The organism is Roseixanthobacter finlandensis (assembly GCF_043195105.2).
In the GTDB taxonomy this organism is placed as follows: domain Bacteria; phylum Pseudomonadota; class Alphaproteobacteria; order Rhizobiales; family Xanthobacteraceae; genus NCEH01.
This window is the reverse complement of the sequence record NZ_CM195536.1, coordinates 1,844,281-1,866,244: the sequence shown is the minus strand read 5'-3', so window position 1 is coordinate 1,866,244 and position 21,964 is coordinate 1,844,281. Positions and strand designations below refer to the sequence as shown.

21 protein-coding genes are annotated in these 21,964 nt (G+C 67.0%); 11 read left to right on the top strand and 10 right to left on the bottom strand.

Annotated elements, in window-relative coordinates; translation table 11 throughout:
* Window positions 1–37 precede the first annotated feature (37 nt).
* From V5G24_RS08615 to msrP, 5 genes are all read left to right on the top strand, one after another.
* Window positions 38–1,240, top strand: a complete 1,203-nt coding sequence (locus V5G24_RS08615; protein ID WP_394084832.1) for a pyridoxal phosphate-dependent aminotransferase — start codon at window positions 38–40, stop codon at window positions 1,238–1,240.
* A gap of 182 nt (window positions 1,241–1,422) precedes the next feature.
* The gene (locus tag V5G24_RS08610; protein WP_394084831.1) at window positions 1,423–1,905 is read left to right on the top strand and encodes a DUF992 domain-containing protein; all 483 of its coding nucleotides are present in this window, start codon (window positions 1,423–1,425) and stop codon (window positions 1,903–1,905) included.
* Window positions 1,906–2,070: 165 nt separating this feature from the next.
* On the top strand, window positions 2,071–2,559 hold the full coding sequence (locus V5G24_RS08605; protein ID WP_394084830.1) for a DUF992 domain-containing protein: 489 nt from the start codon (window positions 2,071–2,073) through the stop codon (window positions 2,557–2,559).
* 20 nt (window positions 2,560–2,579) lie between these two features.
* The gene (locus tag V5G24_RS08600; protein ID WP_394084829.1) at window positions 2,580–3,278 is read left to right on the top strand and encodes a DUF992 domain-containing protein; all 699 of its coding nucleotides are present in this window, start codon (window positions 2,580–2,582) and stop codon (window positions 3,276–3,278) included.
* Between the two features lie 166 nt (window positions 3,279–3,444).
* Window positions 3,445–4,410 carry a protein-methionine-sulfoxide reductase catalytic subunit MsrP gene (gene msrP / locus V5G24_RS08595; RefSeq protein WP_394084828.1) on the top strand — a complete coding sequence of 322 codons (966 nt, stop codon included), beginning with the start codon at window positions 3,445–3,447 and terminating at the stop codon, window positions 4,408–4,410.
* Window positions 4,411–4,415: 5 nt separating this feature from the next.
* On the opposite strand, the gene V5G24_RS08590 is transcribed toward msrP, so the two are convergent.
* The 3 genes from V5G24_RS08590 to V5G24_RS08580 form a co-directional block, all read right to left on the bottom strand.
* The gene (locus V5G24_RS08590; RefSeq protein ID WP_394084827.1) at window positions 4,416–5,228 is read right to left on the bottom strand and encodes a COG3904 family protein; all 813 of its coding nucleotides are present in this window, start codon (window positions 5,226–5,228) and stop codon (window positions 4,416–4,418) included.
* A 5-nt stretch (window positions 5,229–5,233) separates the two neighbouring features.
* On the bottom strand, window positions 5,234–6,583 hold the full coding sequence (locus V5G24_RS08585) for a hypothetical protein (RefSeq protein WP_394084826.1): 1,350 nt from the start codon (window positions 6,581–6,583) through the stop codon (window positions 5,234–5,236).
* Between the two features lie 125 nt (window positions 6,584–6,708).
* A complete protein-coding gene (locus V5G24_RS08580) occupies window positions 6,709–7,941 on the bottom strand; it encodes a type III PLP-dependent enzyme domain-containing protein (RefSeq protein WP_394084858.1) in 1,233 nt (410 codons plus the stop codon).
* 279 nt (window positions 7,942–8,220) lie between these two features.
* On the opposite strand from V5G24_RS08580, the gene V5G24_RS08575 reads away from it, so the two are divergent.
* The 6 genes from V5G24_RS08575 to V5G24_RS08550 all read left to right on the top strand — a co-directional run bounded on the left by V5G24_RS08575 (window position 8,221) and on the right by V5G24_RS08550 (window position 13,652).
* Window positions 8,221–8,685: a hypothetical protein gene (locus V5G24_RS08575; protein ID WP_394084825.1), complete on the top strand. Its 465-nt coding sequence runs from the start codon at window positions 8,221–8,223 to the stop codon at window positions 8,683–8,685.
* Window positions 8,682–9,344, top strand: coding sequence for a ribonuclease T2 family protein (locus V5G24_RS08570; protein ID WP_394084824.1), 663 nt, complete (start codon window positions 8,682–8,684; stop codon window positions 9,342–9,344). The genes V5G24_RS08575 and V5G24_RS08570 overlap by 4 nt, the downstream gene beginning before the upstream one ends.
* Window positions 9,345–9,398: 54 nt before the next feature.
* Window positions 9,399–10,250, top strand: coding sequence for a 23S rRNA (adenine(2030)-N(6))-methyltransferase RlmJ (locus V5G24_RS08565; protein WP_394084823.1), 852 nt, complete (start codon window positions 9,399–9,401; stop codon window positions 10,248–10,250).
* A 110-nt stretch (window positions 10,251–10,360) separates the two neighbouring features.
* Window positions 10,361–10,954, top strand: a complete 594-nt coding sequence (locus V5G24_RS08560; protein WP_394084822.1) for a glutathione S-transferase N-terminal domain-containing protein — start codon at window positions 10,361–10,363, stop codon at window positions 10,952–10,954.
* Window positions 10,955–11,137: 183 nt separating this feature from the next.
* Window positions 11,138–11,527, top strand: coding sequence for a response regulator (locus tag V5G24_RS08555; protein ID WP_394084821.1), 390 nt, complete (start codon window positions 11,138–11,140; stop codon window positions 11,525–11,527).
* A gap of 4 nt (window positions 11,528–11,531) precedes the next feature.
* Window positions 11,532–13,652 carry an ATP-binding protein gene (locus V5G24_RS08550; RefSeq protein ID WP_394084820.1) on the top strand — a complete coding sequence of 707 codons (2,121 nt, stop codon included), beginning with the start codon at window positions 11,532–11,534 and terminating at the stop codon, window positions 13,650–13,652.
* A 93-nt stretch (window positions 13,653–13,745) separates the two neighbouring features.
* Here V5G24_RS08550 and V5G24_RS08545 read toward each other — a convergent pair whose 3' ends face one another.
* The 7 genes from V5G24_RS08545 to V5G24_RS08515 form a co-directional block, all read right to left on the bottom strand.
* Window positions 13,746–14,576 (bottom strand): CheR family methyltransferase, encoded by an 831-nt coding sequence (locus V5G24_RS08545; RefSeq protein ID WP_394084857.1) that lies wholly within the window; start codon window positions 14,574–14,576, stop codon window positions 13,746–13,748.
* The gene (locus tag V5G24_RS08540) at window positions 14,576–15,796 is read right to left on the bottom strand and encodes a protein-glutamate methylesterase/protein-glutamine glutaminase (protein WP_394084819.1); all 1,221 of its coding nucleotides are present in this window, start codon (window positions 15,794–15,796) and stop codon (window positions 14,576–14,578) included. The genes V5G24_RS08545 and V5G24_RS08540 overlap by 1 nt, the downstream gene beginning before the upstream one ends.
* A 56-nt stretch (window positions 15,797–15,852) precedes the next feature.
* On the bottom strand, window positions 15,853–16,233 hold the full coding sequence (locus V5G24_RS08535) for a response regulator (RefSeq protein WP_394084818.1): 381 nt from the start codon (window positions 16,231–16,233) through the stop codon (window positions 15,853–15,855).
* Window positions 16,234–16,260: 27 nt separating this feature from the next.
* Window positions 16,261–16,734: a chemotaxis protein CheW gene (locus V5G24_RS08530; protein ID WP_394084817.1), complete on the bottom strand. Its 474-nt coding sequence runs from the start codon at window positions 16,732–16,734 to the stop codon at window positions 16,261–16,263.
* Window positions 16,731–19,547 (bottom strand): hybrid sensor histidine kinase/response regulator, encoded by a 2,817-nt coding sequence (locus V5G24_RS08525; RefSeq protein ID WP_394084816.1) that lies wholly within the window; start codon window positions 19,545–19,547, stop codon window positions 16,731–16,733. The genes V5G24_RS08530 and V5G24_RS08525 overlap by 4 nt, the downstream gene beginning before the upstream one ends.
* Window positions 19,548–19,757: 210 nt before the next feature.
* Window positions 19,758–21,431 (bottom strand): methyl-accepting chemotaxis protein, encoded by a 1,674-nt coding sequence (locus tag V5G24_RS08520; protein WP_394084815.1) that lies wholly within the window; start codon window positions 21,429–21,431, stop codon window positions 19,758–19,760.
* A 17-nt stretch (window positions 21,432–21,448) separates the two neighbouring features.
* On the bottom strand, window positions 21,449–21,964 hold the full coding sequence (locus tag V5G24_RS08515) for a hypothetical protein (protein WP_394084814.1): 516 nt from the start codon (window positions 21,962–21,964) through the stop codon (window positions 21,449–21,451).

Sequence of the window (21,964 nt, the reverse complement as noted above, 5' to 3'; positions counted from 1 at the left end):
GTGCGGCACCGCCGGCCTGCGTCCGGAGTCAAAGGCCATGAGCCTCCTTTCGCCCGCTTTGATGCGCATCAAGCCCTCGCCGACCATCTCCATCTCCAACAAGGCGCGGGAGCTGAAAGCGGCCGGCCGCGACGTGATCGCGCTCAGCGCCGGCGAGCCGGACTTCGAGACGCCAGAGAACATCAAGGAAGCCGCCATCGCCGCCATCCGCCGGGGCGAGACGCGCTATACCGCTGTCGACGGCATTCCCGAGCTGAAGGCCGCCATCGTCGCCAAGTTCAAGCGCGACAACGCCCTCACCTACAAGCCGAGCCAGGTGTCGGTCGGCACCGGCGGCAAGCAGGTGCTGTTCAACGCGCTGGTGGCCACCGTCGGCCCCGGCGACGAGGTCATCATCCCGGCGCCGTACTGGGTGAGCTATCCCGACATCGTGGAATTCTGCGGCGGCACACCGGTGAGCGTGCCCACCACGCTGGAAGACAATTTCAAGCTCCGCGCCGACGTGCTGGAAGCCGCCATCACGCCCAAGACCAAGTGGCTGATCTTCAACTCGCCGTCCAACCCCTCGGGCGCCGCCTATACCCATGACGAGCTGAAAGCCATCACCGACGTGCTGGTGCGGCATCCCCATGTGTGGGTGCTCACCGACGACATGTACGAGCACCTGGTCTATGACGACTTCAAGTTCGCCACCCCGGCCCAGGTGGAACCGAGCCTGTACGACCGCACGCTCACGCTGAACGGCGTGTCGAAGGCCTATTGCATGACCGGCTGGCGCATCGGCTATGCCGCCGGGCCCGAGGCGCTCATCAAGGCCATGGGCACGCTTCAGTCGCAGTCCACGTCGAACCCCTCCTCGATCGCCCAATGGGCGGCGGTGGAAGCGCTGAACGGGCCGCAGGACTTCATTCCCCGCAACAATGCGGTGTTCAAGGAGCGGCGCGACCTCGTGGTGTCCATGCTCAACCAGGCGAAGGGCCTCACCTGCCCCAAGCCGGAGGGCGCCTTCTACGTGTTCCCGTTCTGCTCCGGCGCGATCGGCAAAAAGGCCCCTTCGGGCAAGGTGATCGCCAACGACGAGGATTTCGCGACCGAATTGCTGGAAGCGGAAAACGTGGCGGTGGTGCATGGCTCGGCCTTCGGCCTCGGCCCTGCATTCCGCATCTCGTATGCGACCGCCACGACGGACCTGGAAGAAGCCTGCACGCGCATCCAGCGCTTCTGCGGCGCGCTCAGCTGAGCCTCTCCAGAGGTCAGGCGTGACTTATTCGTCGCAGGGCGCGCGGAATCTTCATAATCCGCGCGCCCGGCATGGAACCTGAGCCTTTCGTAAGCGTTGGCGGAACACTTGGTCCAGGCTAAGGCTTAACGGCGCCGGCCCTGCCCCCCCGCCAGCCGGCGTTTTATTGGAGGAAGCACATCATGAAGATTGCTCTGAAGGCCGGCTTCGCTGCCGCTTTGGCCGCGTCTGCCCTCGCGCTCGGCGCGGCACCCGCCGCCGCCCAGACCCGCATCCAGGTCGGGACGCTGGTCTGCCAGATGGCGCCGAATGTGTCGTTCATCATCGGCTCGATCCGCGAGATGTCCTGCACCCTGCGCCCGGCGTTCCGCGGCGTTCCCCGCGCGTCCTACACCGGTCAGGTGCGCCGCTTCGGCCTGGATATCGGCGTGAACGGCCAGGGCACCCTGATGTGGACGGTGCTCGCGCCGACCCGCAAGATCAGCCCGAACGACCTGCGCGGCACCTATGTGGGCGCTTCCGCCAATGCCTCCTTGGGCGTCGGCCTCGGCGCCAACGCGCTGGTCGGGGGCTCGCGCAACACCATCGCGCTCCAGCCGCTTTCCGTCGAGACCCAGACCGGTGTCAATCTCGCCCTCGGCATCGCCGACATGACCCTGCGCTGAACCTGACGGCCCCGGCGCGACGGCGCGCCGATCGTCGCAGTTCCACCCCGCCGCTCCGGCGGCGGGGCCTTCCGGGCCGCTCGTCCGGCACCTCGGGACTATTCCGCTATTGTACCCCTTCCGTCGCGGACGTAGGACTAACGCGTCAGACATTTGGGGGATTCCATGCGAATCTATACGGTACTTGGCGCCCTTTTGGCCGGTGGCCTGATGGCAACCTCCGCCCAGGCGCAGACCGCACCGAAAATTCAGGTCGGCGTGCTGCAATGCAAGGTCGCACCGGCGGTCGGCTTCATCATCGGCTCGATGCGGGATCTGAGCTGCCAGTTGCTCACCGGCACGCCCACCGCCCCGGTGGTGCACGCGTCCTATAAGGGCACCGTGGCACGCTTCGGCCTCGATATCGGCGTCACCAATGCCGGCACGCTGAGCTGGGCGGTGTTCGCCCCCAACACCGCGCCGGCCGCCAGCGATCTCGCGGGCAAATATGTCGGCGTGAGCGCGGATGCGGCCTGGGGCCTCGGCGGCGGCGCAAATGTGCTGCTCGGCGGCTCCAAGAGCACCATCGCACTCCAGCCGCTGTCGCTCCAAGGCACCACCGGCGTCACCATCGCCGCCGGCATTTCCGACCTGACCCTGACCCCGGCGAAGTGACGCTGAACGGAGGACACGACATGGCCTCGATCCTCCGCTCCCTTCTCTTCGGTTCGGCCGTGATCCCGGCGCTCGCTGCGCCACTCTCGGCCGCGCAGATGGAACTGGTGCCGGGCGCGGAACAGCCCGCCCCGGCCCAGACCACCGTTCAGCTGCCCACCATACAGGCGGTCCAGGCGCCGCTTCCGGCCCCCGCTGCCCCATCCGCGACCGCTCCATCCGCGCCTGCGCAGCCCGCGCCCGCCCAGCCGGCGACGGAGCCGGCGAAGACCGACATGCAGAAGGTGGAATCCGGACTGCTGGAATGCCGAGGCGAATCCGCGATCGCCTATGGCTTCGGCTCCACCCGCAAGGTCGACTGCGAGTTTCGCGCCACCCTCGGCATGAACCAATATTACACCGGCACGCTCGAGCGCGCGGGCCTGGATTTCGGTGTCTCGGACCAGGGCAGCATGCTTTGGGCGGTGCTCGCCACCACGCCGAAGCTCGGGCCGGGCGCGCTTTCCGGCCAATATGTCGGCTTCACCAGCGGCGCCGCGCTCGGCCCCGGCTTCTCCGCCAACGTGCTGATGGCGAAGGACGCGAAGCTCGGCATCGCCTTGCAGCCGCTGAGCGTTTCGGCCGATAGCGGGCTGAGCATCTCGCTCGCCGCCGCCACGCTGACCCTGCGCGCCACCTTGCCCCCGGTGCGCACCAACGAGCAGGTGCTCTCCCGCTGAGAAGCCCGCCGAGGATGGCGGCGCGGAAAGCGAGGCGCGGAAAGCGGCCAAGGCCGGCGGAGGTCTCACGGCACCGTGAGGCCTATATCTTGATACCTTCCACACGGGCGTTTGAATTGCCTCCCCCTGCGTTGGCTCCAATGCTGCGCCGCGATGGAGGCCACTCATGCTCATTCGACGTAAACGCGGCTGGGAAATCCCCGAAAGCCAGGCGACGCCCGAAAGCGTCTTTCTCTCGCGGCGCGCGCTCCTCGGAGCGGGCGCGGGATTGATCGGCGCCGGGGCGCTTCCCGGCCTCGCGGCAGCGCAAGGCGCGGGACCGGCCGACCCTTCGGCCAGCCTCTACCCCGCCAAGCGCAACCCGACCTACACGCTCGACCGGCCGGTGACGCCCGAGGCAGCGGCCAGCACGGTCAATAATTATTACGAGTTTGGCACCAATTACGACGTGGCCAAGGCCGCCGCCAAGCTGAAGGTGCGCCCCTGGACGGTGCGCATCGAGGGGCTCGTCGAGCAGCCGCGCGATGTCGCCATAGACGACCTGCTCAAGGCCATGACCCTGGAAGAGCGGCTCTATCGCCATCGCTGCGTGGAAGCCTGGTCCATGGCCGTGCCCTGGACCGGCTTTCCCTTAAAAGCGCTGGTCGATTACGCCAAGCCGCTGAGCGGGGCGAAATATGTGCGGTTCGAGACCTTCCTCGACCGCGACGTGGCGCCCGGCCAATATGGCCGCTTCTATCCCTGGCCCTATGTGGAAGGGGTGACCATGGCGGAAGCCACCAACGATCTCGCCTTCATGGTCACGGGCATTTACGGCAAGCCGGCGCCCAACCAGTTCGGCGCGCCGCTGCGCCTCGCCCTGCCGTGGAAATACGGCTTCAAGTCCATCAAGGCCATCGTCAAGGTCTCATTCGTGGACACGCGGCCAAAGAGCTTCTGGGAAGTGGTGCAGAGCGCGGAATATGGCTTCTGGGCCAATGTGAACCCAGCCGTCCCCCATCCCCGCTGGAGCCAGGCGACTGAGAAGGACATCGCCACCGGCGAGCGCCGCCCCACCTTGCTCTATAATGGCTATGGCGAATATGTCGCCTCGCTCTATACCGGGCTGCAGAAGGAAAAGCTCTATATGTGAGCGCCTTACCCGCGCGGCGGCACGGGTGCCGCCGCGGGGGTCGAAAGCGGGCCGGGCGCGGGCGTGGTGAGTTTCAGCCGCGCCATCTCCTCGGCGGTGAAATAGAACAGTTTGTCCTTCGGCGTCTCCATGGCGCGCAGCCACACGTCCAGATCCACCCCCATGTCGCGCAGATAGCGCTGGCATTGCGCCGAGACCTGCTGCGCCTGCGCCATGCCGTCCGGCGGCGCGGTGCCGGCGGGCGGAGGCGCGCCGTAGATCTGGTGCACGCCGAGCGCCGCATTGCGGCCCGCGCGCCGCTCCACCCCGCCGGAAAACACCAGCGGGCAGGAGGAGGCGCAATAGGCGCCCGCCGGCACTTCGGTGGCAAATCCCCTGGCGCGGATCAGCCGGCCCATGGCGAGCGCATCCTGAACCGAGCCGCCGGGCGAGCGCAGCACAACCGTCCGCACATAGGAGCCGCGCTTCTCCACCTCCGCCGCGAACAGCGCCGCCGTACCGGGCGCGATGGTGCCGGTGGCGGCAAGGCGGCCGTCGCTCTGGAGATCGAACGTCATGGGCGCGTTGAGGGCGCCATCGGGCGCGGGCGCCTCCGGCCCGCCCTCCCGCGCCGGGCCGAGGGGCGCGGCGGGCGGCGCTTCCACTTGCCCCGGAACAGGGGCGGAAAGCGCGGCCTGGGCTTTGCGAAGCTGGCCGAAATCCTGCACCAGCATGGCGGCGCTGGCGATCAGCAGCACCGCGAACAGCAGATGCAGCAGGGCATCGTCGGGGCGCCGGCGCCAGTCGCGCAGAGCCTGAAGGAAGACGGCCGGGGTCATGGCGATCAGTCGCGCTTGGCGGGGCGCAGGCTGTGGCCGTGCAAGGTCGTCACTTTTTCCTCGTCCGCCGGCTCGGGTGGCGCCGGTTGAGGCGATGCCTCCTCCTGCCGAGCGATTTCAGCGCCGTGCGGCGCGGCTGGCATAGCGGCGAGGTCCGGAACCAGCGGCGCGCGTAAATCCGCGTGCGCCAGTTCGACCGCGCGGGCCATGCGCAAAGCGGCGAGCAGTTCGCCGGCGGTCATGGTGTCGGTCCCCGCCTGGGGCTGGCCCTCGCGCCGCAGGCTGGCGTGGACGATGCACAGGATGAACACCAGCACGGCGGGCAGAAGGTCGATGGAAATCGCCCCGGCCCAGCTCGGGATGAAGTCGGAGGCATAGCGCAGCACGGCTTCGGCGGGCGAGATGTGCGCGAAGCGCGGCGGCACATAGGCCGGCATCGCGATCACCTTGTCCGCCGCGCCCGCGAGCGCTTTCGACTGCGCCGCGACCGCCCCCTGCACCCGCCCCACGACCTCGTTCTGCCGCCCGACCACGTCGGGCGAGCGCCCATCGGCGGCGGGGGCGATGAAGCCGGAGGCGAAATCGGTTGCGGCGCGCTTCACCGCGGGCGCGATCGAAGCCTGCTGGAGCGCGGTCAGCACGCCCGCGAGCGCGGTCGCCTCCCCACCGAACGCATCCGCGCGCGGCGTCACGCGGCCCGCCCCGGAGGCGAGGTCCCGCATGGCGGCGAGATGCTTTGCGCCCTGGTCATAGGCCTCCTTCACCTTGTCGCCGGAGGCCGCGACCTCCTTGGAAAGCGCGCCGAGCTGGCTCGCCATCTGGGTCAGCAGCTGCACCACGGTGCCGGACCCGGTGGTGCCGGTGAGCGAGCCGGTGCGCTCGGCATCCGCCAGCTGGGAGAAGCGCGCCGCCGCCATGGCGATGTCGGGCGCCAGCCCCTGCGCGGCCAGCGCCTTGCCGTGATTTTCCTCTAGCGCCCGGTCGTAATCCTCGATCGCCCGGCTCATATGCTGCTCGATGGCGGCGGAACCGGCGAGCGCGCTCGCGTTCAGCCACGAGCACATGGCGACGATCATCACCGAGCCCAAGGCCATGGCGCCGAACATCAGGGCCCGGCTCGCCGCATCCTCCACATGGGGCAGGAAGCGCATCATGAAGGTCCAGAAGGCATAGATGCCCACCGACACCGCGACCGAATAGATGATCGCCGCGAAGAACACCGCCGTGGCGCTGCCATCCAGCAAATCCCGCACGCCGATATAAGTATAAACACCGCTTGCAAGGGCAAGCACCATCAAGCAGATGCGCGCCGTCGTCTCAAGCTGACGCACACCATCCCGCAGGGCCGTGGCCATGGCGATCTCCATGCACGCCCCGCGAGGCGGCATCAATGTCTGTAGGAACAGTCGGATGAGGCAGGATTAACCATGAAATCGGTCGGCAATTTGTTGCCATTGCGCCGATTTCGGCCGTGCGAAGGTCACGCTTCCTCTACGTTCGCTCGCCGCTCCGGCTCGGCGAAGCCGGCCACCGTTCCATCCGCCTCGAACGGCCGCGCCACCTCCACGAAGGTGTCGGGATAAAAGCCGTTGAAATGGGTGCGTAGGGATAGCGAATAGGCGCCGATATGGCCGATCTCGATCCAGTCGCCGGTATCGATGCTCTCGGGCAGGTAGAACGGGCGCGAGAGCACGTCCACGCTGTCGCAGGTGGCGCCATAGATGCGAAACGGCACCACTTTGTCCGAGGCCCCGGCGCGGCGCCGGCGGGCGGGGTCGGGGATATGGCGGGCCGGCAGCAGGATCTTGCCGGTCCAGCTGTCCGACAGCGAGGCCCAGATGCCGTCGTTGATATAAAGCCGCTGCCCCTTTTTCAGCAGCACCCGCACGATCACCGAAAAGGCGCGGGCGACGATCACGCGGCCCGGCTCCGCCACCAGCGGGGTATCGGCGAAGCCATGGCGCTTCACCGCGTCGAGCACGATGCCCATCAGCTCCGGCAGCGGGGGAAAGGGCGGCGCGGGGCGGCGCGGGTCCTCGGCATAATGGGCAGGAAACCCACCGCCGATGTCGAGCGCCGCGATCGGCACCTTGGCGATGTCCCGCACCTCGGCGGCGGTGGCGATGGCGCGCTCATAGGTCGTGGGGTCCACCATCTGGCTGCCCACGTGAAACGCGATGCCGCAGCGAAAGCCGATATGGTGGATGCGCTGGAGCAGTTCGGCCGCGTGCATGGGCGCCGCGCCGAACTTCTTGGAGAGCTCGTAGGCCGCCTCCCCCTTGCTGGCGATACGGACGAATAAGGTGATCTGCGTCGGGTCGAGATCGAGCGCGCGCACCATGCGCAGGATCTTGGCGACCTCGTCCTCATGGTCCAGCGCCAGCACGCAAATGCCGTAGCGCTCCAGGGCGAGGCGGATGTCCGATTGCGCCTTCACCGGGTGCATATAGAGCAATTCGGCCCTCGGCGCGGCGGCGCGGGCGGCGTGAAACTCCGCCGGGCTCGCCACGTCGAACGCGCCGATGCCGAGGCCGGCCAGGGTCTCCAGCACCATCGGTTCGCCATTGGTCTTCACCGCATAGGCGGTCTTGCCGGGAAAGGCGGAGAGGAAGGCGCGCGCATCCGCCCGCAGCACCTCGGGGCGAAAGCAATAGACCGGCTGGTCCGGCCGCAGGCGCAGCGCGGCTTCGCGCCCGGTCTCGAAGCGCTCCAGGCGCCCGGCGGTCCCTCCCACCGCTTGCGATGCACCGATGATCTCGGGGGCGAAGCGGGCGTGCGACATGCGGGCATCCATCTCGTTGACGCTGCGGGAGCGTGACGGCGCCCGGACGGGCGCAGGGTTCGGCCAAGGCGGCATGATGCCGGAATTTCGCAGCACAAGGATGGCGGGCCAAACGCTTTTTCGCCGGGTGTGTCTCTGCTGCGCTTGACCGGGACAATCGCCGGTTCCATCGTCCCGCCAAATATCGGATTGAAGTACGGGAGAGTGGGAATGGGTCGCACGATGCGCAGCGGGCGGGCTTTTGCCGGGATCGCGGCCCTGTTGGCCGGTCTTGCGGTTGGTGTGCCGGCCAAGGCCGCGAGCATTCTCGATAATTTCTGGCTGCCCAACGACAGCTATAGCGGCAACCTTCCCGCCTGCACCGAGCCGCTGGCGCTCGGCACCATCTCCATGCGCTTCGCCGAGACCGAGCGCATGTATTGGAACGCGCCGCTGAACATCCTGTCCTATTCCAACGTGCGTGAAATCGCCTTCCGTCCCTGGGGCGAGGCGTTCCAGCCGCGCCGCTATTGCACCGCCAAGGTGGTGCTCTCGGACAATAAAATCCACCAGATCGACTATTCCATCATCGAGGACTCGAGCTTCCAGGGCTATACCTGGGGCGTGGAATGGTGCGTGAACGGGCTGGATCGCAACATGGCCTATGCCCCCGGCTGCAAGATGGCCCGTCCGTGATTCGACGCCTCTGCGCCGTCGCGCTGCTGCTGCTCGCGGCGGCGGGAGCGGCGCGGGCCGCGCCGGGAGGCACGCCCGGCGCCTTTGATTTCTATATTCTCGCTCTGTCCTGGTCGCCGACCTATTGCGCGGAACAGACCCGCGCGGAGGGCGCCCAATGCCGCGCCGGCCGCCCGTTCGGCTTCATCGTCCATGGCCTGTGGCCGCAGAACGAGCGCGGCTATCCCCAATCCTGCCAGACGCCCGCGCCTTATATTCCCGCCGAGACGCTCAACGGCATCCAGGACCTGATGCCGAGCCGCGGCCTCGTGATCCACGAATGGCGCCGGCACGGCACCTGCGCCGGCCTTGCCCCCGAGGCCTTCTTCGCCAAGCTGCGGGCGGCGCGCGAGAAAATCACCATCCCGCCGGCGTTCATCGCCCCCGCCGAGGCCGCGACCGTGACCCCCGCCGAGGTGGAGGCCGCCTTCATCGCCGCCAATCCCGGCCTGACCACCGCGATGATCGCCGTCGATTGCGGCGCGAAGCGCTTGCGCGAGGTGCGGGTTTGCTTCAGCAAGGACCTCACATTTCGGCCCTGTCCCGAAGCGGACCGGCGCGGATGCCGGGCCGGGCGCACCCTGGAGGTTCCTCCGGTGCAGGCGCCGTCCGCGCGATAGGGCGCAGCGAAAGCCGACCTCGCCCATGACGTGCCGCCCCATGAAGTGCCGACAATGAATTATCGCCACGCCTTCCACGCGGGAAACGCCGCCGACGTGATGAAGCACGCCGCGCTTGCCCGCGTGCTCGCTCATCTAAACAAGAAAGACACGCCCTATCGCGTGCTCGATACCCATGCGGGTGCCGGGCTCTATGATCTCGGCGGCGTCTCGGCCCAGCGCACGGGCGAGGCGGAAGCGGGCATCGAGCGGGTGCTCGAGGCGGACCTTCCCGCCCCGGCGGCGGAATTGCTCGCGCCCTATCTCGACGCGGTGCGCCATCTGCGCACCTATGCCGGCGCGCGCCGCTATCCCGGTTCCCCGGCCTTGGCGCTGGCGCTCGCCCGGCCGCAGGACCGCTTCCTGTTCTCCGAATTGCATTTCGAGGAACGCGCGAAGCTGGAGAAGAATGTCGGCGACGATCCGCGCGTGAAAGTGCTGTCGCAGGACGGCTGGAACGCCATTGCCGCCCACCTGCCGCCGCGCGAGCGGCGCGGGCTGGTGCTGGTGGATCCGCCGTTCGAGGAAGGCGGCGAGTTCCAGCGGCTCATCGGCGCCCTCACCACCTTCCACGAGCGTTTCGCCACCGGCATCCTGATGCTCTGGTATCCCATCAAGGACCTGCGGGCGGTGGATGCGTTCCGCCGCGAGGTGGCCCAGGTGGGCCTGCCCAAGACCCTGCGGGTGGAACTGGATTTCGCCGAGGTGCGCACCACCACCGCGCTGTCCGGAAGCGGGCTCATCATCGTCAATCCGCCCTTCACCTTGGCGGACGAGATGCGCACCATCCTCACCGCGCTCGCCCCACTGCTCGCCCATGACGGCAAGGGGCGCGCGCGCATCTCCTGGATCGTCCCCGAGCGCTGACGGGCGCGCACCGCGCCGGCCGTTGCGAAAAAAACCGCAAGGCCCCTTCTCGCATATGGCAAAGGGGTTTAGCTCTGCTGCGGGATCCTCACGCCAGAAGAGCCAGCCTCATGCGCCTGCGTTACTCGCCCTCCTCCCCCTTCGCCCGCAAGGCGCGCGTCGCCGCCGCCCATCTCGGCCTCCCGCTGGAGCTGGAAACCGCCGACACCATGAATGCGGACGACACGGTCCGCCAACAGAACCCGCTCGGCAAAATCCCGGTGCTGCTGCGCGAGGACGGCCCGGCGCTGTTCGATTCCCCAGTGATTCTCGCCTATCTCGACCATGTCGCCGGCGGCGGGCGCATCGTTCCCGAGGAGGCCGAGGCGCGCTTTACCGCCCTGCGGCTGGAGGCGCTCGCCGACGGCATCATGGATGCCGCCCTGCTCCAGGTCTACGAAGGCCGCTACCGCAGCGCCGACATGCGCGTCGAAAGCTGGATCGCGATCCAGGCCGGCAAGGTGGCCCGCGCGCTCGCCGAGTTGGAAGCCGACCTGCCGAGCGAGGGCGAGCCCAATGTCGGCGACATCACGCTTGCGTGCGCGCTCGAATATCTGGACTTCCGCCTCCCCGGCACCTGGCGCGAGGGCCATCCCCGCCTGGTCGCCTGGCTGGAGCGCTTTTCCGCGCGCTGCCCGGTGTTTGCCGCCAGCCGGCCCAGCTGAACCGGTTGCCGCCGGTGGGGGCGCCGGCGGCAATGGCTCCAAAGCGGAAGCATCTCGCCTTGACCTCTCCTCGCTCCGGGTGCTGGCTGAATGTGGTTCGGCTTGCCGTTTCCGGCTGCGAGGAACCACGGTGCAGTTCGCTCAGGCGGAAGACCTGGAGGGCGGCTGAGGCACGGTGAGAACATGTCCCATCTGCTGATCGTGGATGATGAGCCCGAATATCTCGACGAACTGATCGAGGCCTTGGGGTTCGACGATCTGAACGCTCATTCTGCCCGCAGCGCGGCGCAGGCGCTGGAGCTCGTCCACACGCATCCGCAGATCAACGTGGTGCTGACCGACATCCGCATGCCGGATTTGGACGGCATCCGCCTGCTCAACGAAATCCAGCTGCGCTATCCCGAGCGCGCGTTCAAATTCGTCGTCATGACGGGCCATGCCTCCGCCGAGGACATTTCGCGGGCGGTGAACGCCGGCGTGGAGGCCTGCCTTCCCAAGCCGCTCGTGATGGAAGACCTTCAGCGGGTGCTCAGCCGTGTGCTCGCATTCGGCGACGGCGATGGAAAGGACTGAGGGCGTGCGCCCCATTCTCCCGCTCTTTCCAGCCCTGAATTTCGGACGTCGCGCCCTGTTGATCCTGGGCTCGATCATGTTGCTGGCCTCCATCACTTTGGTGGGGGCGGTCTTCATGTTCACGCTGCATCACAACGCAGAGGTCAAGGAATTCCGCGAACTGGCGCAGCGCAACGCCTATCTGGTGCTCAACAGCTTCGAGCAGACGGTCGCGCCCATCGACTCGGCCTTGCTGAACTTCGACCGGGAATTCTCCGCGAAATGGAACCGCCAGCAAGTCTATCACGCGGTGCGCGCGTACAACCTGCCGAAGTCGATCGTGCTGTTGAGCGTGATCGACCGCAACGGCAGGCTGGTCGCAACCAGCGCCGACGAGCCGGACTATACCGCGCCGCAGATGGACCTGTCCGATCGCGAGCACATACGCGTGCACATGGACGGCAGCGCGGGCGAAAGCATGTTCATCTCCAAGCCGGTGCTCGGCCGGGTGTCCAGACAATGGACGATCCAGTTCACCCGCGCCCTGCATGCGGAAGACGGCAGCTTTGCGGGCGTGGTGGTGGCGTCCTTCAACATTCAGGAATTCCTCAACCTCTACAGCCGCGTGCGCACGGAGCCCAATGCCCTGATCGCGCTGATTGGGTTCGACGGCATCGTGCGCGCGCGCGCCAGTGCCACCACCAGCTTCGGCGGAGATGTTTCCGGCAGCCCGACCTTCAAGCGCATGCTGACCATGAACGAAGGCGTTTACGAAACCAGCAGCGTCATCGACGGCATCGACCGCATCGGGTATTTCGCGCGCTCTCCGCGCTACCCCATCGTCGTGGTGGTCGCCTTCGACAAGACGTTCGTGTGGGCGCAGACGAATGATTTTCGCCAGGTGATCTGGGTCACCTTCATCGGCCTGTTCCTGATGCTGGCGGCGGTGGCGGTGATCGCGGCGCGCTATATTCAGCTACAGGACACGGTGCGCACCGGCGCCATCGAGGCCAGCGCGCGCCAGCGCGAGGTGATGTTCCTCCATGCCATCGGCCGGGTGCCGGGGGTGTGCGTGATCCATGTCACGGTCGATGGCGTGGCACAGGTGGGTGAGGACGAGGGCACGGTGATCGCCGAGTTGATGGAGGATTTCGTCTCCACCGACACCTTCCGCGCCACCCTCTCCATGCTGCGCCGGCCGCTTCTCAGCCTCGAGCATTTCACCCGCGAGGGTCAGGAGTACGAGGTCCAGGTGGTGATCGCGCCGCTGGAGCCGATCCGGCCCGGCGCAAACCCCGGCGCACCGCAGGAGGTGGTGGTTTTCGCGCTCGACCAGACCTCGCAGCGCATCGAGGCCAACAAGCTCTATCAGATGTCCAAGCTCGCCTCGCTCGGCGAGGTCGCGACCGGGCTTGCCCACGAAATCAACCAGCCGCTCGGGGTGATCCGGCTTGCGGCGGCGAACGGCCTCACCGGGCTGCGGCGCGGCCTCTCGCACGAGCATCTGGAATCCAAGCTCAACCGCATCCTCCAGCAAACCATCCGCATGAGCCGGATCATCGACCACATGCGCATCTTCGGCCGCACCAGCGACGAGGTGTTCGCCCCCTGCGAGCCGACCGAATCCATCGAGGGCGCGCTCCAGGTGGTCGGCGCGCAGCTGCGGCTGCAGAATATCAATGTCAAGGTGCAGGGCCACGGCAAGCATCCATGGGTGATGTGCCGCCAGGACCAGTTGGAACAGGTGCTCATCAACCTGCTTCAGAACGCCGCCGACGCGATCAACGAGAAGCGCGCGCGGGCCGGCGCAGACCAGGGGCTCGATACCATCGAGCTGTCGGTCTCAGAATACCGGCCGGAGGGCGCAAAGCAGATGGTCTGCATCCGCGTGAAGGACAATGCCGGCGGCGTGCCGGACGCGGTGATCGAAAAGGTGTTCCAGCCATTCTTCACCACCAAGCCGGTGGGCAAGGGCACCGGGCTCGGCCTGTCGGTGAGCTTTGGCATCATCCGCGACCACGGCGGCACGCTGAGCGTGGAGAACGACGCCACTGGCGCGGTGTTCACCATCACGCTGCCCGCCGTGCCTCCGGAAATGACCGGCGAGACCCAGCCGCACCAAGGGGCAAGCCCCACCATCAGCTGAACCGCATCCCGGCCGGAGCGAACGCAAAAAGGGCGCCCCAGCGGCGCCCTTTTCCTGTATCGCCAGCCGTGGCGCCCGTGCGCGGATCCGGCTCTAAGCGCCCGCCATGGCCGGCACGTTCGGCACATAATAGCCGGTCTGCGATGGCACCGAACGGAACGCGTCCGAAATCCCCAGCACGGTTTCCGCGCCACCCAGCAGCAGATAGCCGTCCGGGCGGGTGATGCGGGCGACCCGGCCGAGGATGTCCCTCTTGGTGGCGGCGTCGAAATAGATCAGCACGTTGCGGCAGAACACGATGTCGAACGCGCCGAGATGGCTGAAATTATGCAGCAGGTTCAGCTTGCGATAATCCACCATGGAGCGCAGGTTCGGCTTCACCTGCCAGTTGTCGCCGTCTTTCTCGAAGTATTTCAGAAGCAATTGCACCGGCATGCCGCGCTGAACCTCGAACTGGGTGTAGCGCCCCGAGCGCGCGCGCTCCAGCACCTCGCCAGACAAATCGGTGCCGACGATTTCCACCCTTCGCCCGCCCGTGAGGTGCGGGTTTTCCAGCAGCGTCATGGCGATCGAATAGGGCTCCTGCCCGGTGGAGGCGGCGGCGCACCAGATGCGCAGCGGCTCGCCCGGACGGCGCGTCGCGTTCAGGCTTGGCAGCATGATCTTGGTGAAGTGCTCGAACGGCGACTTATCGCGGAAGAACAGCGATTCATTGGTGGTCATAGCCTCCAGCACCGCCTCGGCAATGACGCCGGACGGCTGCTCGCGAAGGATCGCCGCCAGGCGGGCGAAATCGGCAAGCTCGAACTTCCGCAACAGCGGCAACAGGCGGCTTTCCAACAAATATTGCTTGTCTATCCCAAGGATCAGCCCGGAATGGAGCTTCAGGAACCTGGAAATCGACTCGAAATCGACTGCGGAAATCATGCCCGTCCCCCCATCAGCAGGCGCGTGACCTTGGCGCCGATATTGCTCACGGAAATCAGCTCGCTGGCGTTTCCGGCCGCATAAGTGGCCCCCGGCATCCCCCAGACGACGCTGGATTCCTCGTCCTGCGCGATCACGCTGCCGCCGGCATCGGCGATCATGCCCGCGCCCTTGGCCCCGTCGCTGCCCATGCCGGTCAGCACGATGGCGAGCACATGGCTGCCGTAGATCGCCGCCACGCTGTCGAACAGCGGGTCAACCGCCGGCTTGCAGAAATTCACCGCCGGCCCGTCCGACAGGCGGATCACGGTATCGTTGCCCGATTTGGCGACCAGCATGTGCTTGCCGCCGGGCGCGATATAGATCCGGCCGGGCTTGAGGACCTCCCCGTCCACGCCCTCGGCGGCCGTGCGGGCCGCTGCGCGTCCCACATGCTCGGCCAGGATGGCGGTGAAGGTGGGCGGCATATGCTGGGCGATCACCACCGGCACATTGGCGATGGCGGCGCCGAAATCGGTGAAGATGCGCGTCAGGGCCTGCGGCCCGCCGGTGGAACTGCCGACCGCGATGATCTCCACGGGCGACATGGAATAGGGGCGCTTGCGCACCGTCTTCGGTGGCGCGCCCGCACCGGTCACGGGAGGCGGGGCGGTGGAAATGGCCGGGCGTGTCATCGGCGACGGCGAGGGCGTAGCCGGCGCCTTGAGGACCGCCGGAGACACAGCCGGCGCGGAAACGACGGCGGATGCGGCAGCGGATACGGACGCCGCGAGGGTGCGCGGCGGTGCGGCGGCAGGGCCGCCCGCCGGGAACGCGCCGCGCCGACGCGCGCGATCGACCAGTCCGCGCAGCTTGCCGAGCAGTTCAGAGCGGAACTCCTCCGCCGCGATGCTGCCGCGGTCCGCATTCGGCTTGGCGAGATAATCGGCGGCGCCGAGATTGAGCGCCTTCATGCTGATCTCGGCACCGCGCCGGCTGAGCGCCGAGGCGACCAGCACCACGGTATTGGGCCGGCGCTCCAGGATCAGCGGCAGGGCAGTGAGGCCGTCCATTTCGGGCATCTCCAAGTCAAGGATGATGGCATCGGGCGCCGTGCGCACCACATCGTCCGCCGCACGCTTGCCGTTGGAATGGGTGGCCACCACCTCGAAGCTCTTATCGCTATCGAGCCAGCTGGAAATAATGCCGCGGACGAACACGGAATCGTCGACGATCATTACGCGTATGGGTCCACCGGCGGGCAGGGTTCCTGGGGTTGTCGACGCCTGCGGGCTCATGTCACTGCCTTTTCCAATGCGCCGACTTCCTCCAGCTTCTCGCGAAGCAGATCGAAATCGAAAGGTTTCATGATGTATTCGTTCGCCCCGGCAGCGATCGCCGTCGCGATGTGGTGGGGATCGTTCTCGGTCGAACAGAAGATCACCAGCGGGACCAGGCCCGCCGGCAGCGACCGCAGCCGCGTGAGGAAGCCGAGGCCATCCACCACCGGCATGTTCCAGTCCAGCAAGATGACGTCCGGCAAGGCGATGTCGCACGCCGCGAGGGCTTCGAGACCGTTCGCCGCCTCGGTCACGCTGAAGGACATATCTTCCAGCATGCGCCGCGCGACTTTGCGCACGACGCCGGAATCATCGACCACAAGGCAAGTCTTCATGGGTTCATCCTGTCGGGTGGCCGGGCATCACGCCGCGCGGTCGGTGGTGAGGCGCGCCAGGGCGAGTTCGACATCCAGCACCAGCAGAAGCTCGCTCGGCAGGCGATGCACGCCGGTGGCAAGCCCGGCCCATTGCGGGTCGAGATTGGTGGGGTTGGCCTCGCGCGAGGCGTTGTCGAGCATCATCACCTCGCCCATGGTGTCGATGATGAGGCCGTAGGATTCCCCCTTGTGCTCGATGCCGACGGCCATGCTCGCGCGTCCGCCGTCGGGGAGGCTCAGCAGGCGGCGCATGTTCACCATGGTGACGATGCGGCCGCGCAGGTTCAGCACCCCCTCGATCTGCGGAATGCAGAGCGGGACATGGGTGATGTGATCGGGCACGAACACTTCCTGCACCGCCTCGATGGGCAGGCCGAACAATTGCGGCCCGATGCGGACGGTGACGAATTGCGAGCCGCCGGGGCTCACGTCCTGCTTGATGACGACGTGCTGGCTCATGCCGCTTCTCCATGGATGGCGCCGGTGAATTCCTTGAGCGCGGCGATCAGGCCCGCGCGATCGGACTTGGCGATGTAGTCGGTGAAGCCGGCGGCACGGCCGCGCTCGACCAAATCGTAGGCCCCCTCGCTCGCCAGGGCGATGATCGGCACGTTGCGGATCTGCGGATCGCCGCGCACCGCCTGGGCGAACTGGAAGCCGTCCATGCCGGGCATCTCCACGTCGCTGACGATGATGTCGAAGCGGGTTTCGCCGCCGAGCCGGTCCAGCGCCTCGCGGGCCGAGCCGCACGCCGTCACCTCGAAGCCGTTGCCCTTCAGCACCGGCTCGATGAGGTTGCGATAGAAGGCGCTGTCATCCACCACCAGCAGCTTGCCGCCGGGCTTGTCCCGCGTGCCGGAGAGGCGCTTGAACCAGCTGCCGAAGGCCTGGTCGATATAATGGCCGACATCGAGGATCTCGGCGGCCTGGCCGTCGATGATCGCCGCGCCCAGCAGGTTCTCCGCATCCGAGGACAGCTGCATGTCAAGGTGGGCGTCCACCACGTCCACGATCTCGTCCACGACCAGACCCATGGTCTTCCCCTCGTCCGAGAAGATCAGCATCGGCTGGGTGCCGTTGGCGGCGCGCTTCACCTTCTCGTTGACATAGACGATCGGGATCAGGGCCCCGCGATACTGGATCACCGGGTGGCCGTTCACATGCTCCAGCTTGGTGGCCTCCAGTTCCTCCAGGCGCGTCACCAGCGAGAGCGGCACCGCCTTCAGTTCGTCCGAGCCGGCGCGGATCAGCAGCAGCGGCGTCGTCTGGCCCTGCGCGGCGGTCGCGGCGGCGGCGGTGTTGTGCAGGTCCGAGCCGAGGGTCTCGTCGGGCGAGGCGGCGACCTTGGCGAGGCCGACCGGGTCCACGATCATGATCACCCGGCCATCGCCCAGGATGGTGCTGCCCGACACCATGGGCAGCTGGCGCAGCACCGAGGCCATGGGCTTCACGACGATTTCCTCGGTGTGGGACACCGCGTCCACCACCACGCCGAACAATTGGTTGCCCACCTGCAAGACCACGATCAGCGCGTCATCGAACTTCTGCTCCTTGCCCTCGTCGGCGATGCCGAGCAATTGCGCGAGCGGAACGATGGGCAGCAGCTTCTCGCGCAGGCATAGCACCGGCGCATCCTTCAGGCGCTTCACCTGGTGGAAGGAATTGGGCTGCACGCGCACCAGCTCCACCACCGAGCTTTGCGGTAGGGCGAACCGCTCGCCCATGGCCTCGACGATCAGCGCCGGGACAATGGCGAGGGTCAGCGGGATCTTGATGGTGAAGGTGCAGCCGGCGCCGGGACGGGAGGTGACATCCACCGCCCCGCCGATCACCTCGATATTGCTGCGCACCACATCCATGCCGACGCCGCGGCCGGAGACATTGGTGATTTTCGCGGCGGTGGAGAAGCCGGCGGCGAAGATGAAGCGGAACACCTGCGAATCCGGCATCTTGGCCAACTCGGCGGCGGTGGCGAGGCCGTTTTCCTGCGCCTTGGCCTTGATCCGGGCCACGTCGAGGCCCTTGCCGTCGTCGGAAATCTCGACGATCACATGACCGCCCTGGTGATAGGCGGAGAGGCGGATCGTGCCCTTGTCGGGCTTGCCCGCGCGGCGGCGCTCCTCGGTGGTCTCCAGCCCGTGGTCGGCGGAATTGCGCACCATGTGGGTGAGCGGATCCTTGATCTGCTCCAGCACCTGCCGGTCCAGCTCGGTTTCCGCGCCGATCTGCTCCAGCTCGATATGCTTGCCCAGTTCCTGCGCGAGGTCGCGCACGATGCGGGGCAGCTTCTGCCAGGCATTGCCAATCGGCTGCATGCGGGTGCGCATGATGGCGCCCTGCAACTCGCCGGTCACGTTGGAAAGCCGCTGGAGGGCGACCTTGAAATCGGAACTCTCGTCGCGGCGGGCGATTTCGAGCAGCTGGTTCCGCGTCAGCACCAGTTCGGACACCATGGTCATCAGGTGTTCGAGCAAGGTCACGTTGACGCGGATAGACTGGTTGGAGACGCTGAGCGCATGGTCTTCCGCGCGGACGCTCTTGGCTTCGGGATCGGCGGCGGGCGCAACGTCGCGCACCGCGGGAAGCGCGGCGGACGCGGCGGCGGACGCGGCGGCGGACGCGGCGGCCTTGTCCAATTCCGCGAGCTTCGCCCGGGCGGCAGGCACCTCGACGGCGGTTTCGCGGAACACCCGTTCCAATTCATCCAGCGAGACTTCGCCCGGCTTCAAGGCGCGCTCCAGCTGGTGCATCACCGCCGCAACCCCTTGCCGGGGCTCGCTGACGGGCGCGGCGGCGCCGTTCATCATGGATTTGACGGGCGCGGCAACGGGCGCAGCGACGGGGGCGACGACAGGGTCTGCGGGCACCAGGGGCGGCGCGGCGACGGCGGCGGCCGGAGCGGCGGAGAGCGCGTCCAGCTGGGAGATCAGATCCTCATCCGAACCGGGCGGCTCGCTGCCCTCCGACGCCTCGATCTCGACCAGGATTTCCTTGATCCGGTCCACCGTGATCAGCACCAGGCCGACCGCCTCGGTGGTCACCGGTATCCCCTGGCGGAACTGGTCCATCAAGGTTTCGGCGGCATGGGCGAGCGTCGCGAGGCGCGACAGGCCGATGAAGCCGCAAGTCCCCTTCATGGTATGCACAAGGCGGAAGATATTGTTGAGAATCTGAGCGTTGTTCGGGTCCTGCTCGAACTTCACCAACTCGACGTCCGCGACGTCGAGGCTCTCATTCGTCTCAGTCAGGAACTCTCGCAGCAGATCGTCCATGGGTTCAACTCCGGGTCGAAGACAGGCAGTTCAGGCATCCCGCGACGCCGCCCGGCGACGCCGGAACAACGGCAAGGCCGGACCGCGCCGCGCGCCTCGCTTTGGAGACGCCCGGCGCACGGGAGCGTGCTCGGTGGAGGCCGGATCGCCGGCCTCGGATTTCGGTCGCGGGACGGGTGATGCCCGTCCCGCGCGAGACGGCAGGGCCGATCAGGCCGCCCGCACGCGCTCGATGAAGATGTTCACCTGCCGGCGCAGGGTCGCGGCCTGCGAGGACAGATCCGTGGCGGCGTGCACGATGTCACCGGAGACCTTGCCGGTGGTGGCCGCCACGGCACTGACGTGGGTGATGCTGGAAGACACTTCCTGCGTTCCACGCGCCGCCTGATGCACGTTCTTGGCGATTTCCCCGGTCGCCGCGCCCTGCTCCTCGATGGAGGTGGCGATGGCGGTGGAAATTTCATCGATGCGCCGGATGGTGCCGGAAATCCCCTCAATCGCCTTCACCACCTCATTGGTGGCGCCTTGGACGGCGGAAATCTGCGAGGAAATCTCGTCGGTGGCCTTGGAGGTCTGCTCCGCCAGGGTCTTGACCTCCTGGGCCACCACGGCGAAGCCGCGGCCAGCTTCCCCGGCCCGCGCGGCCTCGATGGTGGCGTTCAGCGCCAGCAGATTGGTCTGCGAGGCAATGTCGGTGATGAGGTTCACCACCTGGCCGATGCGCGCGGCGCTGGCGGCAAGGCCGCGCACCACTTCGGCGGTCTCGCTGGCCTGGTCGGTCGCCTCGCCGGCGATCTTCGCGGCGGAGGAGACCTGGGCGCCGATCTCACGCACCGAGGCGGCAAGCTCCTCGGCGGCGGAGGCGGCGGTCTGCACATTGCCGGTCGCCTCCTCGGCGGCGGCGGCGACGATGGTCGACTGGCGGCTGGTCTCGGCCGCCGAAGTGCTCATCGAGCTGGCATTGCGCTCCAGCAGGGTGACGGCATCCGCGACCGTGCGCACCACACCGGAAACCTCGGCGTCGAACTGGTCCGCGAGGCGCTCCATGGCGGCGCGCTTATCGGTCTCAACCCGCGTGGCGGTCGCCTCCTGATGCGCCCGCAGATCGTCGGCGGCCCGAAGCTTCGCGACCAATTGCTTGGTGCTGTTCCACAGATCGGCGATCTCATCCTTTCCGCGCGGCTCCTCCAGGGCGACGTCGAGCTTGCCGGAGGCGAGCGCGTGCAGCGTGCGGGACACCCGGACGATCGGCCCGCTGAGCATGCGATTGCCGATGAACAGGGCGATCGCGATGCCGACCGCGAGGCCGACGACGAAGATCGCGATGACTATCGCCTGGACGCTGTCCTGCACGGCCTCCTGCTCGGCGCGCATGGGGGCCAAGGTGCCCTGGATTTTTGCCGTAAAGGTGCGCAGGGATTCCTGCAATGCTTTGCGATTGCTTCGATTTTCCGGGGTATTGCCCTGGAGGTTCGCGGCCTGCGGACCCTCGGCCAGGGCGACGCGGACGGTCTCGGAGCGGAACTCGCGGAATTTGGCGAGATCGGCGACGGCGCGGGCGAAGGTCGCGGCATCGGCGGGCGGCGTCGAAGTCTTGAGCTCGGCCACCTTGGCGTCGATCCGATCCAGCGCACTGGTGAGGCCGGCGGCAAACTGCTTGACGCCATTTTGGTCCGTCGCCATGTACAGGCCGCGCGATTCCATCACCACAGCGGTCACGTCGCCGTTCAGCTGTTCCGTCAGGAACGCCCGGCGCGACGCCTGGGCGATGTTCGCGGCAATGTCCGCCTCCCGGCTGAGCCCCCAGAGGGAGACGCCGCACACCAGCGCTGTCGCGCACCCGAGCACACCGACGATGCTGTAGATTTTCCCAATGATCTTCACGGTTCGCCCTCGTATTGCTAGTGCGCTGCCTTGGGCGGCGCGGTGGATTCTGCCGGCTTCACGGGCGCATTGCTTCCACTTGCCGCCCGCATGTCGGTCTTGTCGATGTAATTGATGGAGTCCACGAGCACTTCTTGAATAACGTCGCCATTTAGATGCGCATTCGTGCTCGCTTTGATGCGATCCATCATGTCCTTGATATTGTATTTTGAGATTTTCCCGGTATCGATACGTCCGTTGTTGTAGATCTCCGAAAAGGCGTCGTTCACCACGAAGATCGCCGGATCCAGCGGCAGCTGGCGCAAGGCGGTCGCATCGGCGGTGAAGACCAGCTTGGCAAGCACATAGCCCTTCACCCGGCCGTCGATAATCATCGGCACGGTGATCGCAGGAAGACGCTTGTATTCGAGCCCCGGCATATAAGGTTCGGTAGATTTCGCCCTGGCCGCCCCGGCGGCCCAATAGGCGGCGCCGTAGCTGGAGCCGAGCGCGACCACGCAGACCCACAGGCCGATGATGATGAAGCGCACCAT